This is a genomic window from Avibacterium sp. 21-595, assembly GCF_023611905.1.
Classification (GTDB): domain Bacteria; phylum Pseudomonadota; class Gammaproteobacteria; order Enterobacterales; family Pasteurellaceae; genus Avibacterium.
In genome coordinates, this window is record NZ_CP091455.1 from 2,350,570 (window position 1) to 2,367,531 (window position 16,962).

Here is a 16,962-nt window from a genome sequence, read left to right on the forward strand (position 1 = left end):
TCACTTTATTCATATTCGTTGGCATATTGCTGTTTTAATTGTAAGAAATCACAAAGACTTGATTGAAAAACGGTGCGGTAAGGGTGCGGTAACGGGCTGTTCCCATTGGGTTGATAGGCTCTGTCCACTAATCCCCAATAAATAAAAGGCACACGTTTGATTTTGCGTTCAGTCACAAAACTCCATTGATAAAAAATAATCGCTTTTTTTGACCGCTCTTTCTCTTCTTCGGTAACTAAGCCATCAAGAGGTATTGAATGTCGTGGCGTTTCCACTTCCATTGAAAGGGCGTTGCCCCACACAATATTAAAATGTAGCAGGCATTCAATGGCGTCTAAGCAGGCTGTTTTTTGGCTGTCAGGAAAAAGCCGTGCATATTCCGCTGTGGCAAAATCAAACAGCCGTTTGCGACAGGCTTTCACGTTATCTTCCAGCAATTCAATGCCGTAAATGCTACTTACCGCAAGGATTAAATCTCGTTCGTAGGAAAGCTGACTGGGTGATTTGACGTACTTTTTACGCTTATGTTTATCTTGGTAATTTTCAGCTGCCACCGCCAACTTACGGCGTAAAATTTCGATCAGAAAATTGCCCGTTCCGCACGCAGGTTCTAAAAAAGTGGCAGAAAGTGATTGCGTTTGCATTGCCACTAAATCCAGCATTGCATTGACTTCTTTTTCTCTTGTATAAACTTCACCGTGATCGGCTACACGTTTTTTTGAAACTATTTGTTTTTCCTTAGACACGGTAAATTTTAATCTCAAACCCCAAAAATGAAAGTATTATTGATCTTTTTTAAAGTTTTAACAATACACTTTCATTATTAAAAGCACTGCGTGATAGCTTTGCTAGACTATGAATGAAAAAGAACAATTCGCTACTAATTTAAAGAAAGCAATGGTGAAAAAAGGCTTTCAAGTAAAGCCTTCCGTGCTAGAAACAGCCTTTAATTTAAAATACAAAGGGCAAGCTATTACGCCACAAGCTGCTTCGCAATGGCTGAACGGCAAGATGATCCCTAGATTAGATAAATTAAAAGTGCTTTCGACTATTTTGAATGTAGATTTAAGTGATCTTGTACCACTAAATATCTTGCAAAAATTGCAAGCTGGAGAGCTTAGACGTATTGGCACGCCTGAAGAATTACGTTGGGAAAACCTTGCCACACAACAAGATAAAGCCCTGTTCAATCATTTCCTTGATCTCCCTGAGCCACAACGCAATGTGGTACGCGAGGTGATTATTGCTTTGCATAAACAGCATTGTGAGTAATGCGTTTTTTCCTTTCATTTATTTGTGATAGAAATGTCGCTTTTTTATCATTTTTTATCGTGGTTTTGTGATTTATAAGGTATGCTAGGCACTTTCCTTTATGAGCTGAACATTTTGATAAAAGATCGATAAAATGAGCAACAAAATGAAATTGAATTATCATAAAACCCATTTTCTTACCAGCGCCCCGAACATTCGCGTGTTACCCGAAGATAAGGGGATGGAAATCGCCTTTGCAGGGCGTTCTAATGCTGGCAAATCTACCGCACTGAATGCCTTAACAAATCAAAAAAACCTTGCTCGCACCTCCAAAACACCCGGGCGAACACAATTAATTAATGTGTTTGAAGTCGAGCCTTTATGCAAATTGGTTGATTTACCCGGCTACGGTTATGCCGCTGTACCAGAGCAAATGAAAATTCAGTGGCAAAAAGCCTTAGGTGAATATTTGCAAAAACGTGAATGTTTAGGCGGTGTTGTGATTTTGATGGATATTCGCCACCCGCTAAAAGACTTAGACCAGCAAATGATCGAATGGGCTGTCTCTGCGGATCTGCCCGTGCTGTTGTTGCTCACCAAAGCCGATAAGCTGAGCCAAAGTGCGGTGAGTAAACAAGTCAAAATGGTGCGTGAAGCCATTCTTCCTTTTCAAGGTGATGTGCAAGTAGAAGCCTTCTCTGCCTTGAAAAAACAAGGCATTGATAAACTCGCTGGAAAATTAGATAGCTGGTTTAGTGCGCTGATTGAAGAAAGTGAAAATGCATAAAAATAAAGTGCGGTGAGATTTCCGCACTTTTTTCATCAGTGACCATTGAGTAAAAATACGCCTATCTGAAAATGTTTTCTCACCGCCTCAATCGTTCCTTCTATTTGCAATCAATAAGAAAAGCCAATATTCAAAAAATCGCCTAGCACGTTGTTTTGTAACTCACGACAGGGAAGAGGTGGGGTTACCTACGATGAACAATCATTGCTCATAAACAGCGTTTAATCTCATCTTATTCTTCTATTTTCTCGATCTTGATCGCAAAAAAGTGCGGTGAGCATTTTCTTTCTTTTTCGCTTTTTCTATATTCATTGTTCAAATTAAGTAAAATGAAGGATGATGAATGTCATTAGCGATTGTTTATAGCCGTGCGTCAATGGGCGTGCAAGCACCGCTAGTTACGATTGAAGTACATTTAAGCAATGGAAAGCCGGGATTTACCCTTGTGGGCTTACCTGAAAAAACCGTGAAAGAAGCCCAAGATCGGGTACGCAGTGCGTTGCTCAATGCCAATTTTAAATATCCCGCTAAACGTATTACAGTAAATCTTGCACCAGCAGATTTACCCAAAGACGGGGGACGCTTTGATTTGCCTATTGCCATTGGCATTTTAGCGGCCTCGGAACAAGTTAATCCTGAACGCTTAAAACAATTTGAATTGTTAGGCGAGCTTGCTTTAACTGGTGAATTGCGAGGCGTTCACGGTATTATTCCGGCTATTTTGGCGGCGAAAAAAGTACGTCGTTGCCCAATTATTGCCCAACAAAATGCGAATGAAGCCTCGTTGGTGGCGGATCAAAAAAGTTATTTCGCCCCGCATTTATTAGACGTGGTGCAATTTATTAATGAACAAGAAACCTTGCCCCTTGCCAGCGATTTAACCACGCAAAGTGCGGTGGATTTTTCCTTTAAAAATCAAGCGGATTTAACTGATATTATTGGTCAGCAGCACGCTAAACGCGCATTAACTATTGCAGCAGCGGGACAACATAACCTCTTGTTACTTGGCCCGCCTGGAACAGGGAAGACGATGCTTGCCAGTCGTTTAACGGGATTATTGCCTGAAATGACCGAACAAGAAGCGATTGAAACCGCCTCTGTGGCTAGCCTTGTGCAAAATGAATTGAATTTTAAAAATTGGAAACAGCGTCCTTTTCGCGCCCCTCACCATAGTGCCTCTTTGCCCGCGTTAGTTGGTGGAGGGACGATACCAAGACCCGGCGAAATTTCCCTTGCGCATAATGGTGTGCTGTTTTTAGATGAATTGCCAGAGTTTGATCGCAAGGTGTTAGATGCGTTGCGTCAGCCGCTAGAAAGTGGCGAAATTATTATTTCTCGAGCCAATGCAAAAATCTGTTTTCCCGCCAAATTTCAACTAATTGCGGCAATGAATCCTAGCCCGACAGGGCATTATACTGGTGTGCATAATCGCACCTCACCACAGCAAGTAATGCGCTATTTAAACCGTCTTTCAGGGCCATTTTTAGATCGTTTTGATTTATCTATTGAAGTGCCACTTTTACCTAAAGGGGCATTGCAGCACATTGAAAATAAAGGCGAAAGCAGCGAACAAGTGCGGTCGAAAATTATTAATGTGCGGGAAATTCAATTTGCCCGCGCGGGTAAAATTAATGCCCATTTGAGCAGTAAAGAGATTGAGCGAGACTGTAAAATTAGCCCTGAAGACGGTATTTTCCTTGAAAATACACTCACGCAATTAGGGCTGTCTGTGCGTGCTTATCATCGTATTTTAAAAGTGGCACGCACCATTGCAGATCTGAATAATGAAAGGCAAATACAACGTCCTCATTTGGCAGAAGCACTTTCCTATCGTGCGATGGATCGGTTATTGCAGAAACTTTCAAAGAATTTAGTTTAAGCTAAAATTTTATAATATTTTTGACCGCACTTTATCCTTGATAAGAATAAGCAAATGAGAAAATTATTTTCTATCATCAATGTTCTTCAATAAATAATTTCCTTGTTCATCGCATAAACTGCGGAAACCTACGTTGGTGATGTTGAGATTAACATCGCGATTAATGGAGGAGTAATCAACGTTTTCGTGGTGATGACCGTGGAAAATATGCGTAACGCCCATTTTTTTCGCTAATTTATTGAACACAGAAAAGCCAAGTGGGTGGGGTTTTGGCGCTTCGTGAGAAACAAGAATATCCGCTTGCAGATTTTCTAATTGTTCAAAATCTGAAGGGAAAAGGGAGGTGCGGTGCCGTAACGGCAAGCCTCCTCGCCAAATTTTCTCTTGTGGACAATATTGGCAATAATGAATGGGATCAAAGAAAACTGGCTTATTTGGTGGCATCCAAATTTGCCCACGGAATACACCACCTAATCCTGCAATGCGTTTACCTTGAATGGTTTGCACACGCCCGTGTAGGTTTCGCTTTTTCCATTCTGTTCCCCAGAGTGCTTCAAAGGCGGCAACGGTTTTGCTGTCGTGATTACCGTGAATAAACCAAAGATCGCAATGTTGTGCTAATTTATCCAATTCTTCTGTGCTGGTGAGTTGTAAATCCCCAAGTATGACAAGGGCGATCCCCTCTTGCTCTTGCACAAAAGGGTAAAGATGGTCATATCTTCCGTGTGGGTCGCCTGCAAATAAGATCATAGGGGCTGTTATTCCTCAAAAATCGATTTATCGTTGTTAAGTTCGGGTAGCTCTTCTTCGTTGAGAATTTTTTCTACAATGGATTTCACCTTATTATAACGCTCTAAGTAGCTCGGTGATTCGATTTCAATATAAGGCACGTTATATTTATCCAATAATTTTTTCAATAATTGTTGGAAACGTTGGCGCTGTTTGTAGCTACCAAGACTGCGTAAGCCGTCATCCACCCATTTGGTGTTGTTATTCAATAAAATGGTAATATCAAAAGGGTATTCTTTAATCATTGAATCTAAAAATGGGTGAGCTTTGCCTTCATATTGAATGCAAAATGCCTGCGTGGTAATAAAATCCGTATCCACAATCGCCACTTTATGGGCGTGGCGTACGGCATAGTCAATATAACGTTGATGCCCTAGAGCCATTTGTGGGTAGTCGGAATATTGCATTGCTTGCTCATCGCCGCCCAGTTTTTCAAACACAAATTCACGCCCATATTCCCAAGCGGAAGTTGTATTAAAAACAGTTGCTAATTTATTCACTAAAACGGTTTTTCCGCTACTTTCTCCACCTAAAATGGCAATGGTTTTAGCAAAGAATGGACGCACTTCTTTTGGGATAAATTTCCAATAATGGAACGGTGTATTACGAATTTTAGTAGCAGAAACGTTAAAAAATTGACGTTGTGGATCAACCAATTCCACCTGTAAATTTAAATATTTTTCGTAAGGGGCTTTGTCTTGCGGTTCGCTACTAAAAACCACACTCGGATTTACCTGCTTTTCTTCAAAAAGCTGTTTAACACGCTCTGCCCACGCTGACCAGCCATTTGGGTAGCTCGGTAAACCGTCTTCGACTAAATGATGAATAAAAATTTGGTTTTTCTGATATTTAAAAATTTGTTGCATCCAACGTAGGCGATCTTGCACTGTTGGCATTCGCTTCATTTTACTGTCGTAAAAGAGTTTCAGATCACGCTCTGTATCGCTACACACCACAACGTGGACTTCATCAACTTTACTGAATGCTTCATAAATCATATTGATGTGTCCCGTATGCACAGGGTAAAACTTACCAAAGATTACCCCCACTTTTTTATCTTGCAAATCAGTGATTTGTAACACTTTATGCAAGGCAGATAATTTGGTTGCACTTGGGTTTTTGATTTTGCCACTAACGAGCTGATTAAAATAAGCGCGAGTAATGTGAGCTTGCTCACAAACCTCATTGACTTTTAAGTTTAATTGCTTGCGTTTTTGTTGTAGATAGGCGAATGCGGACATCACGAAATTCCTTATATTGCCAAATTTATTTAGAAAAAAGACCGCACTTTTCACTTAAGAAAACCAAGTGCGGTGAGATTTTAGCGAGTTTTTTGTGCTTGATTTTGTTCTTCCAATAGGGCATCAATGCGTTTTTCTAACTCATTAAGTTTTTCACGTGTACGCATTAATACTTGGGTTTGCACATCAAACTCTTCACGGGTAACAACGTCTAATTTAGCCAATTGTGCCTGCAAAACTTGCTTAAATTTTGCCTCTGCATCTTTGCCAAGCTCTTTCACTCCTTGCGGTAGGGAATTTTGTACTTGTTGTATAATTTGCTCTATTTTTTGTGGATTTAGCATAAAGACCTCACATTATTGCACCAATGTGGCATATTGTATGCAATATCTGCGTAAAGAAAAACATTTTTTCTCTATTTAGATTGCGTTATACTATGCCCTCATTCTCAGGGCAGGGCGAAATTCCCTACCGGTGGTAAGTGCATCACGCATAAGCCCACGAGCGTTTACTTGCAAAAGTAAAGTCAGCAGATTTGGTGAAAATCCAAAGCCGACAGTCAAAGTCTGGATGAAAGAGAATCAAATGGGTTTTATCTTTGGATAAAATCTATTTTTGTTATTTTGTTTTTTATCATAACGAAAAACTTCCCTCATCAGCCCTGATTCAAGTATCAATTTATTATTAAAAGGTTTTTTTACTATGAATCAGTCTATTTTATCTGCTTTTGGGACACCGCAAGAACGTGTTGAAAAAGCCATTGAAGCGTTCAAACAAGGCAATGGCGTACTTGTTTTAGATGATGAAGATCGTGAAAACGAAGGCGATTTAATTTTCCCTGCGCAAACCATTGATGCGACACAAATGGCAAAACTTATTCGTTACGGCAGTGGGATTGTTTGCTTGTGTTTAAGCGATGAGATTTGCCAACAACTTGATTTACCCCCAATGGTGCAAAACAACACCAGTGTCAATAAAACCGCATTTACCGTAACAATTGAAGCAGCAGAAGGGGTATCAACTGGGGTTTCTGCCGCAGATCGAGTAACGACCATTAAAGCGGCTGTTGCAGATAATGCGAAACCACAAGATTTACACCGACCGGGGCATATTTTTCCATTAAGAGCAGCGGAAGGGGGCGTGCTAAAACGTCGGGGGCATACCGAAGCTTCTGTTGATCTTGCCGTGCTTGCAGGCTATAAACCCGCCGCAGTAATTTGTGAGATCACCAATGATGACGGTACAATGGCACGTACAGCTGAAATTATCAAATTTGCTGAAGCATTTGATTATCCCGTGATGACAATTGAAGATTTAGTGCAATATCGTTTAGAGGCGAATAAAAAATAGTGAAAATAGCAGGGTTTATTCCTGCTATTTTTTTATCTACGCGTTTAAACCGTCTATGGCGATGTAGTTATGTAATATAAATTAACGAATCAAAACAACGACATAGCCTACACAATCTCTTCTGGCATAATAAATTATTTGCTAATAAAAGACCTTTATTAAAAAGCAAAAGGTATATGGCAAATTTTAAGGCTTTTTCTCACTTATTGTATTAGTTATAACGCTATTGTGAATGCAAGAAATCAATATATGAAGGATTAGATGCGTAAGCGATATAATTGAAATAACATAGCATTGGCTCAGCTTTTCCTACTCTTTACGCTATCTGCCAGAAGCTGGCTTACCCTATTCCAAACTTAAATGGTGATATCTTATTGCTATTTGACTTCAAGTAAATGCAATCGGTGGTCTCCCCATATATCACTTATACCCTTCTATTATTACCACTTTATCTTTATCTGCATTTAAACAACAATTATCACCAATGCAAATTATTCTGACACAAAGAGGTATTCGAGTAATAAAAACTTTATCCAAAAGAGAGGTATGCTGGGCATTTTGAAAATTATTCCAATGGCAGATACTATTGTGTTATAGATATAATTTTCAATTGATACCTGAAATAATAATAAATAAAAAAGCCTGCATATAGCAGGCTTTTTAACATCAAAATTCGATTATTCAGCTGATGAAGTTTCTTCAGCAACTGCTGGACGATCGACTAACTCAATGTATGCCATTGGTGCATTATCACCAGCGCGGAAACCACATTTTAAGATACGAGTATAACCACCCGCACGTTGTGCAAAACGTGGACCTAATTCATTGAATAATTTAGCAACAGTTTCAATGTTGCGAGTACGAGCAAAAGCTAAACGACGGTTTGCAACACTGTCTTCTTTTGCTAATGTAATTAACGGCTCAACTACACGACGTAATTCTTTTGCTTTTGGCAATGTTGTCTTAATGATTTCATGACTAACTAATGCACTTGCTAAATTACGGAACAGCGCTTTGCGATGGCTGCTATTACGGTTTAGTTGACGACCACTCTTACGATGGCGCATGATCTTATCCTTCTCAGAAAAATCTTAACCTAATGACCACTAATCTTCAGCGATACTTGCTGGTGGCCAATTTTCAAGGCGCATACCAAGTGATAAGCCACGAGAAGCCAGCACATCCTTAATTTCAGTAAGTGATTTCTTACCAAGATTAGGCGTTTTTAATAACTCAACTTCTGTACGTTGTACTAAATCACCGATATAGTGAATTGTTTCTGCTTTCAAACAGTTAGCAGAACGAACTGTCAGCTCTAAGTCATCAACAGGACGTAGAAGAATCGGATCAAATTCCGGTTTTTCTTCCTTGACTTCAGGCTGACGAACATCTCGCAAATCAACGAATGCATCAAGTTGCTCTGCTAAAATTGTTGCTGCACGGCGAATTGCTTCTTCTGGATCAATAGTGCCATTTGTTTCTAGCTCAATCACTAACTTATCTAAGTCAGTACGTTGTTCTACACGCGTTGCTTCAACATTGTAAGCAATACGTTGAACGGGACTATAACAAGCATCTACTAATAAACGACCGATAGGACGTTCTTCATCTTGAGAATGAACTCGAGCAGAAGCAGGAACATATCCTCTACCACGTTGTACACGAATACGCATATTAATTGATGCATTTTCATCAGTAAGATGGCAAATGACATGTTCAGGATTCACAATTTCGACATCACCATCATGGGTAATATCTGCTGCAACAACAGGGCCAATTCCAGATTTGCTTAGTGTCAGAAATACATTATCTTTATTCTGTACTTTAACCGCTAGGCCTTTTAAGTTTAGAAGTACTTCAAGAATATCTTCTTGAACCCCTTCTTTGCTACTATACTCATGCAACACCCCATCAATCTCTACTTCAGTCACAGCACAACCTGGCATTGAAGATAGAAGAATTCGGCGCAATGCATTACCTAGAGTATGGCCGAAACCACGCTCTAACGGTTCTAAGATCACTTTAGCATGAGTAGAGCTAATTTGCTCAATATCAACTAAATGTGGTTTTAAAAATTCTGTAACAGAACCCTGCATTTTATCCTCTCTTTGCTACGAAGCTTTAACTATTATTTAGAGTAAAGCTCTACGATCAGATGTTCGTTAATGTCTGCTGATAAATCAGAACGTTCAGGAACACGTTTGAACACACCTTCCATTTTAGCAGCATCAATTTCTAACCAAGTTGGTTTTTCTTTTTGCTCTGCTAATTCTAATGATGCTTTAATACGAGCTTGTTTCTTAGATTTTTCACGAATAGCTACAACATCATTTACTGAAACTTGGAAAGATGGAATGTTAACCACACGACCATTAACAACAACTGCTTTATGGCTCACTAATTGGCGAGCTTCTGCGCGAGTTGCAGCAAAGCCCATGCGATAAACAACGTTATCCAATCGACCTTCTAATAATACTAGTAAATTTTCACCAGTATTACCTTTTAGACGGTTTGCCTCTTTATAGTAGTTACGGAATTGACGTTCTAAAATACCATAGATACGACGAACTTTTTGTTTCTCACGTAACTGACTACCATAGTCTGACAAACGAGGTTTACGAGCACCATGTTGACCGGGTGCTGTATCAATTTTACATTTTGAATCAATCGCGCGTACTCCTGACTTAAGGAATAAGTCAGTACCTTCACGACGGCTTAGCTTGAGTTTTGGACCCAAATATCTTGCCATTTTCTTTCTCCAACTATCCTAATACGTCTTATACACGACGTTTTTTCGGTGGACGACAACCGTTATGTGGGATCGGGGTAACATCAGTAATATTCGTAATACGGAAACCCGCTGCATTTAATGCACGGATTGTCGACTCACGACCTGGCCCCGGCCCTTTTACCATAATTTCCAAGTTCTTTAAGCCAAATTCTTTGACCATTTCTGCACAACGCTCAGCAGCTACCTGAGCAGCGAACGGAGTGGATTTACGAGAACCACGGAAACCTGAACCACCAGCAGTAGCCCATGCTAGAGCATTACCTTGACGGTCAGTAATCGTAACGATTGTATTATTGAAAGATGCGTGAATATGAGCAACGCCATCTACTACTTGTTTTTTTACACGTTTACGTGCACGAACTGGTGTTTTTGCCATTTAATTTACCCCGACTTATTTCTTGATCGGCTTACGTGGACCCTTACGAGTACGCGCATTAGTTTTAGTACGTTGACCACGCACCGGTAAGCTACGACGATGACGTAAACCACGATAACAACCTAAATCTAATAGGCGTTTAATGTTAAGTGTTACTTCACGACGTAAGTCACCTTCAACGGTAAATTTACCAACTTCGTCACGCAGTTTATCAATCTGCTCTTCAGACAATTCTCTGATCTTAACGTCTTCAGCAATTCCTGTTGCAGCACAAATAGCTTTTGCTCTAGTTTTGCCGATACCGTAAATTGATGTTAATGCAATTACAGTATGTTTTTGATCAGGAATGTTAATGCCTGCAATACGGGCCACTATGCACTCCTATTATTTTAACTAATTTGACATACTGATCTTGAAAAGCCCGTTTTCAGGATACTCAAACAGTATGCCAAGGACATAAATGAGCTGAGCATTATATATGCCCAGCTGGTTCTTTGCAAGAAAAATATCAATTAACCTTGACGTTGTTTATGTTTAGGGTCGCTACATAATACACGAACAACACCTTCACGTTTAACAATTTTACAGTTACGACATAATTTCTTTACGGAAGCACGAACTTTCATTGCTTATCCCTTTTACTATATGAGCATTACTGCCCAAAACCTTTAAGGTTTGCTTTTTTCAACGCAGATTCATATTTTGTTGACATTAAATGACTTTGAACCTGAACGATGAAATCCATAATTACCACTACAACAATCAGCAAAGATGTACCACCGAAATTGAACTGAACATTCCACGCTGACGTCATAATATAAGGAACTAAACACACGAATGTAATATATAGACCGCCAATCAAAGTTAAACGGGTCATAATTTTATCAATGTAACGTGATGTCTGTTCACCTGGTCTAATTCCCGGAATAAATGCACCAGATTTCTTCAAATTTTCTGCTGTATCACGCGGGTTATATTGCATCGCTGTATAGAAGAAACTAAAGAAGATAATAGCTACTGCATAAACGATCAAATATAAAGGCTGACCTGGATGCAATAACATCGATAAGTCAGTTAACCAATCTAAACTTGCTCCTTGCCCAAACCAAGATGTAATGGTAGCAGGAAACAAGATGATACTCGAAGCAAAGATAGCAGGAATTACGCCCGCCATATTCACTTTAAGTGGTAAATGAGTGGTGTGACCGCCAAGGATTTGACGACCTTGTTGACGTTTTGCATATTCAACTTTAATTCTACGTTGTCCTCTTTCAACGAAAACAACAAAATAGGTTACTGCAAAAACAATAACTGCGATGAGCAACAGAACTAACAAGTGCATTTGCCCTTGACGCGCTTGCTCAATTGTTGCGCCAATTGCTGATGGTAAACCAGCAACAATACCTGCAAAAATAATTAAAGAAATACCATTACCAATGCCGCGTTCGGTAATTTGCTCACCTAACCACATTAAAAACATTGTTCCTGTAACTAAACTAATTACAGCAGTAAAGTAAAAACTAAATCCCAAATTAGGTACTAATCCTGGCAACATATTAGGCAATCCAGTAGAAATACCGATTGCCTGGATCATTGCAAGAACTAATGTCGAATAACGTGTATATTTACTAATTTTTCGACGACCAGCCTCACCTTCTTTCTTTAATTCTGCTAAAGCAGGATGAACCGTTGTCAGTAGTTGGATAATAATAGATGCAGAAATATACGGCATAATACCCAATGCAAATACTGACGCTCGGCTCAAAGCACCACCAGAGAACATATTAAACATATCAATAATGGTGCCTTTTTGCTGCTCAAGTAATTGAGCTAAAACAGCAGCATCAATACCAGGAACCGGAATGAAAGAACCAATACGGAAAACAATAAGTGCACCGAGCACAAATAATAATCGACTTTTCAGTTCACTTGTACCGCTTTGAGTACTTCTATTTTGATAACCTGGTTGCTTAGCCATTTATTAATTATTCCTCAACTGAACCGCCAGCCGCTTCAATTGCTGCTTTAGCGCCTTTAGTTACGCGTAAACCACGAACAGTTACTGCGCATTTCACTTCGCCAGAAAGAATAACTTTTGCAAATTGAATATCTTTAGTTAATACATTAGCCGCTTTTAACGTTTCTAATGTTACAACATTTCCTTCAACTTTTGCTAAATCATTCAAACGAACTTCCGCAGTTACCGCTGATTTCATTGAGGTAAAACCAAATTTTGGTAAACGACGATATAAAGGCATTTGTCCACCTTCGAAACCGCGACGAACACCACCGCCAGTACGAGATTTTTGACCTTTATGACCACGTCCACCTGTTTTACCTAAGCCTGAACCGATACCACGACCTAAGCGTTTTGCACTATGTTTAGCACCTTCAGCCGGAGATAGAGTATTTAAACGCATTCTCTTATTCCTCCACTTTAACCATATATGAAACTTGGTTAATCATCCCACGTACAGCAGGAGTATCAATTAGTTCAACAGTATGGTGCATACGGCGAAGACCTAGTCCACGCAAGGTAGCTTTATGCTTCGGTAAACGAGCGATAGAACTACGAACTTGAGTTACTTTAATAGTTTTAGCCATTGTCCATTACCCCAAAATTTCATCAACGGTTTTGCCACGCTTAGCAGCAACCATTTCTGGTGATTTCATATTTGCTAGTGCATCAATTGTTGCACGAACAACGTTAATTGGGTTAGTTGAACCGTATGCTTTAGAAAGAACGTTACGAACACCAGCAACTTCTAGTACTGCACGCATTGCACCGCCTGCAATAATACCAGTACCCTCACTGGCAGGTTGCATAAATACGCGAGAACCTGTGTGAGTACCTTTAATTGGGTGTTGTAAAGTGCCTTCATTTAAAGCCACAGTAATCATATTGCGACGAGCTTTCTCCATCGCTTTTTGGATCGCTGCCGGAACTTCGCGCGCTTTACCATAACCAAAACCAATACGACCATTACCATCGCCAACTACTGTTAATGCAGTAAAGCTCATGATACGACCACCTTTAACTGTTTTTGATACACGGTTTACCGCGATTAGCTTCTCTTGCAGTTCACCAGCTTGTTTCTCGATGTTTGCCATCTCAAATTACCTCTATTAGAACTGTAGACCAGCTTCACGGGCAGCGTCCGCTAAAGACTGGACACGACCATGATATTTAAAACCGGAACGATCAAATGCAACATCTTTGACACCTTTTGCCAAAGCTCTTTCAGCAATGATTTTGCCCACTACTGCGGCTGCATCTTTATTACCGGTATATTTAACTTGCTCACTAATTGCTTTTTCGACTGTAGAAGCAGCGGCAAGCACTTCTGAACCGTTTGGTGCAATCACTTGTGCATAAATATGACGAGGAGTACGGTGAACAACTAAACGAGTTGCACCTTGTTCACGCATCATATGACGGGCACGAGCTGCACGACGGATACGAGCTGATTTCTTATCCATAGTGTTACCTTAATTATTTCTTCTTAGCCTCTTTTGTACGTACAACTTCGTCAGCATAACGTACACCTTTACCTTTGTAAGGCTCAGGACGGCGATAAGCACGAATATCTGCTGCAACTTGACCAATCAATTGTTTGTCAGCACTTTTCAGAACGATTTCTGTTTGTGATGGACATTCAGCAGTCACACCTGCAGGTAATGTATGCTCAACAGGGTGTGAGAAACCCAAACTTAATGCAACTACGTTACCTTTCATTTGTGCTCTATAACCAACACCCACCAATTGTAACTTCTTAGTGAAGCCTTCAGTAACACCGATAACCATTGCATTAACTAATGCACGCGCTGTACCCGCTTGTGCGTCTGCACCAACTACCCCTGCACGAGGAGCAAAAGTTAATTCATTATTATCTTGTTTAACTTCAACTGAGTTATGAATAGTGCGAGATAACTCGCCATTTTTACCTTTAACTGTTAGTAGCTGTCCGTCAAGTTTAACCTCAACGCCGGCAGGAATACTAACAGGTGCTTTTGCAACACGAGACATTTTCTTCCTACCTCTCTATTAAGCTACATAACAAATAACTTCACCGCCTAAACCCGCTTGACGAGCTGCGCGATCAGTCATTACACCTTTAGATGTAGAAATTACTGCTACACCCAATCCGCCCATAACTTTCGGTAATTCGTCTTTACGTTTATAAATACGAAGACCAGGACGGCTTACGCGCTGAATGCTTTCTACAACAGGCTTCCCTTGGAAATATTTTAAAGTAATTTCCAATTCAGGCTTAGTGCCTTCTAAAACTTTAACGTTTTCAATATAACCTTCCGCAGCTAATACATTGGCAATTGCCACTTTTAGCTTGGATGAAGGCATATTGATCACAATTTTATTCGCAGCTTGACCGTTACGAATACGGGTCAACATATCTGCGATTGGATCTTGCATACTCATTGTGCTTTTACTCCGATTCCAAAATAAAGTAGTAAATTACCAACTTGCTTTTTTAAGGCCAGGAATTTCGCCACGCATTGCTGCTTCACGAACTTTAATACGGCTTAATCCAAACTTACGTAAGAAACCGTGTGGACGGCCAGTTTGGTTGCAACGGTTACGTTGGCGGCTAGGGCTTGAATCACGTGGTAAAGATTGTAGCTTTAACACGGCTGCCCAACGATCTTCATCTGACGCATTTACATCAGAGATGATTTTTTTCAATTCCATACGTTTTGCATAGAATTTCTCAGCGAGTTTTACGCGTTTTACATCGCGTGCTTTCATTGATTGTTTAGCCATTTGTAACCTGCCTTATTTACGGAATGGGAAATTAAAGGCAGCCAATAGTGCTTGACCTTCTTCATCGCTGTTAGCAGTCGTTGTGATAGTGATATCTAAACCACGAACGCGATCTACTTTATCGTAATCGATTTCTGGGAAGATAATTTGCTCACGTACACCCATACTGTAGTTACCACGACCATCGAATGATTTCGCGCTTAAACCGCGGAAGTCACGAATACGTGGAACAGCAATTGTAATTAAACGTTCAAAGAACTCCCACATACGCTCACCGCGTAGTGTTACTTTACAACCGATTGGATATCCCTGACGGATTTTAAAGCCTGCAACAGATTTGCGTGCTTTAGTAATTAAAGGTTTTTGACCAGTAATCGCTGCTAAATCCGCAACTGCGTTATCTAGCAATTTCTTATCGGTCAATGCTTCACCCACACCCATATTCAGGGTAATCTTTTCGATTCGTGGGACTTGCATGACAGACGAGTAGTTGAATTTCTCTTTCAATTCATTAACTACTTGATCTCTGTAGTAATCATGCAGTTTCGCCATCGCATTACTCCAGTTTTTGATTAAATAATTTCATTGTTAGATTTAAAGAAACGTACTTTTTTACCGTCTTCAAATCTAAAACCTACACGGTCAGCTTTGTTTGTTTTCGGGTTAAAAATTGCAACATTTGACGCATCAATTGGTGCTTCTTTTTTCACTAAACCACCTTCTTTTCCTAATGCAGGAACTGGTTTTTCATGTTTAGTGATAATGTTGATACCTTCAACAACAACTTTACCGTTTGGTAACACTTTAGTTACCTTACCACGTTTGCCTTTGCTTTTACCAGCAAGAACAATCACTTCATCATTTTGACGAATTTTTGCAGCCATTTCTTACTCCTTATAGTACTTCTGGTGCCAAAGAAATGATCTTCATAAACTTCTCAGAACGAAGTTCACGAGTCACAGGTCCAAAAATACGAGTACCGATTGGTTGCTCTGTGTTATTGTTTAAAATTACACAAGCATTACCATCGAAGCGAATGACTGATCCATCTGGGCGACGAACACCCTTCTTGGTGCGCACAACAACTGCTTTTAATACATCACCTTTTTTAACTTTACCGCGTGGAATTGCTTCTTTCACAGTAATTTTGATGATATCACCAATAGCAGCGTAACGACGGTGCGATCCACCTAGAACCTTGATACACATTACACTGCGAGCGCCTGAGTTATCAGCAACGTCCAGCATAGTCTGTTCTTGGATCATCTTAGTACTCCGCTAAAATTAATAACACCCTCTCGGGACGAACCTATCCTTACAGGATAGAGGATGAATTCTACTATAAAAAATGCTATGAATGCAATATAAAACTGATCTCTAAACACTATTTTCCTTAGAAAAAATCATATAACTCCCCAAATCAAAGTGCGCTGTAATTTTGACAGATTTTTCTTGCATCTTTTTTCTCTTACTTATGTCTTTATACCCCAAACATATCAGACATAATTAATAGCTATTAAATATACTTATATATAATATCTTTTATCTTTGGATTATGACTTAATCTAACCTATTCATTCTCAGTGATGCTTATCTGCTTTTATTCCCTAAAAAACAAAAAACGCCACTGAGTTCCCTCAATGGCGTTCTTCTTTCATTCAAAACCTGGCGGTGCCCTACTCTCGCATGGGAAAATCCCACACTACCATCGGCGTTAC

Annotated in this window: 25 protein-coding genes and 1 riboswitch; of the genes, 4 read left to right on the forward strand and 21 right to left on the reverse strand. The window is 39.8% G+C overall.

The features are described from left to right. Positions 1 to 5: 5 nt before the first annotated feature. Positions 6 to 764 (reverse strand): hypothetical protein, encoded by a 759-nt coding sequence (locus tag L4F92_RS10940; RefSeq protein WP_250363741.1) that lies wholly within the window; start codon positions 762 to 764, stop codon positions 6 to 8. A gap of 91 nt (positions 765 to 855) precedes the next feature. Here L4F92_RS10940 and L4F92_RS10945 point away from each other — a divergent pair, with 91 nt between their 5' ends. The 3 genes from L4F92_RS10945 (at position 856) to L4F92_RS10955 (ending at position 3,917) form a co-directional block, all read left to right on the forward strand. Beyond that, the gene (locus tag L4F92_RS10945; protein ID WP_250363742.1) at positions 856 to 1,272 is read left to right on the forward strand and encodes a helix-turn-helix domain-containing protein; all 417 of its coding nucleotides are present in this window, start codon (positions 856 to 858) and stop codon (positions 1,270 to 1,272) included. Positions 1,273 to 1,405: 133 nt separating this feature from the next. Further along, complete coding sequence (gene yihA, locus L4F92_RS10950; protein ID WP_250363743.1) at positions 1,406 to 2,038, forward strand: ribosome biogenesis GTP-binding protein YihA/YsxC; 633 nt, start codon at positions 1,406 to 1,408, stop codon at positions 2,036 to 2,038. A gap of 343 nt (positions 2,039 to 2,381) precedes the next feature. Beyond that, positions 2,382 to 3,917 (forward strand): YifB family Mg chelatase-like AAA ATPase, encoded by a 1,536-nt coding sequence (locus L4F92_RS10955; protein ID WP_250363744.1) that lies wholly within the window; start codon positions 2,382 to 2,384, stop codon positions 3,915 to 3,917. A gap of 63 nt (positions 3,918 to 3,980) precedes the next feature. On the opposite strand, the gene L4F92_RS10960 is transcribed toward L4F92_RS10955, so the two are convergent. The 3 genes from L4F92_RS10960 to ubiK all read right to left on the reverse strand — a co-directional run bounded on the left by L4F92_RS10960 (position 3,981) and on the right by ubiK (position 6,291). Next, positions 3,981 to 4,667, reverse strand: a complete 687-nt coding sequence (locus L4F92_RS10960) for a metallophosphoesterase family protein (RefSeq protein WP_250363745.1) — start codon at positions 4,665 to 4,667, stop codon at positions 3,981 to 3,983. Between the two features lie 8 nt (positions 4,668 to 4,675). Continuing rightward, on the reverse strand, positions 4,676 to 5,947 hold the full coding sequence (gene nadR / locus L4F92_RS10965; protein WP_250363746.1) for a multifunctional transcriptional regulator/nicotinamide-nucleotide adenylyltransferase/ribosylnicotinamide kinase NadR: 1,272 nt from the start codon (positions 5,945 to 5,947) through the stop codon (positions 4,676 to 4,678). A gap of 80 nt (positions 5,948 to 6,027) precedes the next feature. Beyond that, positions 6,028 to 6,291 (reverse strand): ubiquinone biosynthesis accessory factor UbiK, encoded by a 264-nt coding sequence (ubiK, locus tag L4F92_RS10970; protein ID WP_250363747.1) that lies wholly within the window; start codon positions 6,289 to 6,291, stop codon positions 6,028 to 6,030. A 96-nt stretch (positions 6,292 to 6,387) separates the two neighbouring features. Continuing rightward, a riboswitch (FMN riboswitch) is annotated at positions 6,388 to 6,533 on the forward strand. A gap of 116 nt (positions 6,534 to 6,649) precedes the next feature. On the opposite strand from ubiK, the gene ribB reads away from it, so the two are divergent. Next, positions 6,650 to 7,297 carry a 3,4-dihydroxy-2-butanone-4-phosphate synthase gene (ribB, locus tag L4F92_RS10975; protein WP_250363748.1) on the forward strand — a complete coding sequence of 216 codons (648 nt, stop codon included), beginning with the start codon at positions 6,650 to 6,652 and terminating at the stop codon, positions 7,295 to 7,297. A gap of 677 nt (positions 7,298 to 7,974) precedes the next feature. On the opposite strand, the gene rplQ is transcribed toward ribB, so the two are convergent. The 17 genes from rplQ to rplN form a co-directional block, all read right to left on the reverse strand. Further along, positions 7,975 to 8,364 (reverse strand): 50S ribosomal protein L17, encoded by a 390-nt coding sequence (rplQ, locus tag L4F92_RS10980; protein WP_250363749.1) that lies wholly within the window; start codon positions 8,362 to 8,364, stop codon positions 7,975 to 7,977. Positions 8,365 to 8,403: 39 nt separating this feature from the next. Beyond that, positions 8,404 to 9,393 carry a DNA-directed RNA polymerase subunit alpha gene (locus L4F92_RS10985; protein WP_126371196.1) on the reverse strand — a complete coding sequence of 330 codons (990 nt, stop codon included), beginning with the start codon at positions 9,391 to 9,393 and terminating at the stop codon, positions 8,404 to 8,406. Between the two features lie 32 nt (positions 9,394 to 9,425). Further along, positions 9,426 to 10,046 (reverse strand): 30S ribosomal protein S4, encoded by a 621-nt coding sequence (gene rpsD, locus L4F92_RS10990; protein ID WP_250351134.1) that lies wholly within the window; start codon positions 10,044 to 10,046, stop codon positions 9,426 to 9,428. Between the two features lie 28 nt (positions 10,047 to 10,074). After that, the gene (gene rpsK, locus L4F92_RS10995; RefSeq protein WP_250363750.1) at positions 10,075 to 10,464 is read right to left on the reverse strand and encodes a 30S ribosomal protein S11; all 390 of its coding nucleotides are present in this window, start codon (positions 10,462 to 10,464) and stop codon (positions 10,075 to 10,077) included. Positions 10,465 to 10,479: 15 nt separating this feature from the next. Further along, on the reverse strand, positions 10,480 to 10,836 hold the full coding sequence (rpsM, locus tag L4F92_RS11000) for a 30S ribosomal protein S13 (RefSeq protein ID WP_017805524.1): 357 nt from the start codon (positions 10,834 to 10,836) through the stop codon (positions 10,480 to 10,482). A 140-nt stretch (positions 10,837 to 10,976) separates the two neighbouring features. Then, the gene (rpmJ, locus tag L4F92_RS11005; RefSeq protein ID WP_005548767.1) at positions 10,977 to 11,090 is read right to left on the reverse strand and encodes a 50S ribosomal protein L36; all 114 of its coding nucleotides are present in this window, start codon (positions 11,088 to 11,090) and stop codon (positions 10,977 to 10,979) included. Between the two features lie 26 nt (positions 11,091 to 11,116). Beyond that, on the reverse strand, positions 11,117 to 12,442 hold the full coding sequence (secY, locus tag L4F92_RS11010; RefSeq protein WP_250363751.1) for a preprotein translocase subunit SecY: 1,326 nt from the start codon (positions 12,440 to 12,442) through the stop codon (positions 11,117 to 11,119). Positions 12,443 to 12,449: 7 nt separating this feature from the next. Continuing rightward, the gene (gene rplO / locus L4F92_RS11015; protein ID WP_250351136.1) at positions 12,450 to 12,884 is read right to left on the reverse strand and encodes a 50S ribosomal protein L15; all 435 of its coding nucleotides are present in this window, start codon (positions 12,882 to 12,884) and stop codon (positions 12,450 to 12,452) included. 4 nt (positions 12,885 to 12,888) lie between these two features. Beyond that, positions 12,889 to 13,068: a 50S ribosomal protein L30 gene (gene rpmD / locus L4F92_RS11020; RefSeq protein WP_103854522.1), complete on the reverse strand. Its 180-nt coding sequence runs from the start codon at positions 13,066 to 13,068 to the stop codon at positions 12,889 to 12,891. A gap of 6 nt (positions 13,069 to 13,074) precedes the next feature. Next, positions 13,075 to 13,575: a 30S ribosomal protein S5 gene (gene rpsE / locus L4F92_RS11025; RefSeq protein WP_103854523.1), complete on the reverse strand. Its 501-nt coding sequence runs from the start codon at positions 13,573 to 13,575 to the stop codon at positions 13,075 to 13,077. Positions 13,576 to 13,590: 15 nt separating this feature from the next. Beyond that, complete coding sequence (gene rplR, locus L4F92_RS11030) at positions 13,591 to 13,944, reverse strand: 50S ribosomal protein L18 (protein ID WP_046098797.1); 354 nt, start codon at positions 13,942 to 13,944, stop codon at positions 13,591 to 13,593. Between the two features lie 13 nt (positions 13,945 to 13,957). Then, positions 13,958 to 14,491: a 50S ribosomal protein L6 gene (gene rplF / locus L4F92_RS11035; RefSeq protein ID WP_046098796.1), complete on the reverse strand. Its 534-nt coding sequence runs from the start codon at positions 14,489 to 14,491 to the stop codon at positions 13,958 to 13,960. An 18-nt stretch (positions 14,492 to 14,509) separates the two neighbouring features. After that, complete coding sequence (rpsH, locus tag L4F92_RS11040; RefSeq protein ID WP_250351137.1) at positions 14,510 to 14,902, reverse strand: 30S ribosomal protein S8; 393 nt, start codon at positions 14,900 to 14,902, stop codon at positions 14,510 to 14,512. Between the two features lie 36 nt (positions 14,903 to 14,938). Continuing rightward, positions 14,939 to 15,244, reverse strand: a complete 306-nt coding sequence (gene rpsN, locus L4F92_RS11045; RefSeq protein ID WP_103854526.1) for a 30S ribosomal protein S14 — start codon at positions 15,242 to 15,244, stop codon at positions 14,939 to 14,941. A gap of 12 nt (positions 15,245 to 15,256) precedes the next feature. Further along, the gene (gene rplE, locus L4F92_RS11050) at positions 15,257 to 15,796 is read right to left on the reverse strand and encodes a 50S ribosomal protein L5 (RefSeq protein WP_103854527.1); all 540 of its coding nucleotides are present in this window, start codon (positions 15,794 to 15,796) and stop codon (positions 15,257 to 15,259) included. A gap of 20 nt (positions 15,797 to 15,816) precedes the next feature. Then, positions 15,817 to 16,128, reverse strand: a complete 312-nt coding sequence (gene rplX, locus L4F92_RS11055; RefSeq protein ID WP_103855457.1) for a 50S ribosomal protein L24 — start codon at positions 16,126 to 16,128, stop codon at positions 15,817 to 15,819. A 10-nt stretch (positions 16,129 to 16,138) separates the two neighbouring features. After that, a complete protein-coding gene (gene rplN / locus L4F92_RS11060) occupies positions 16,139 to 16,510 on the reverse strand; it encodes a 50S ribosomal protein L14 (RefSeq protein WP_005548786.1) in 372 nt (123 codons plus the stop codon). Positions 16,511 to 16,962 lie beyond the last annotated feature (452 nt).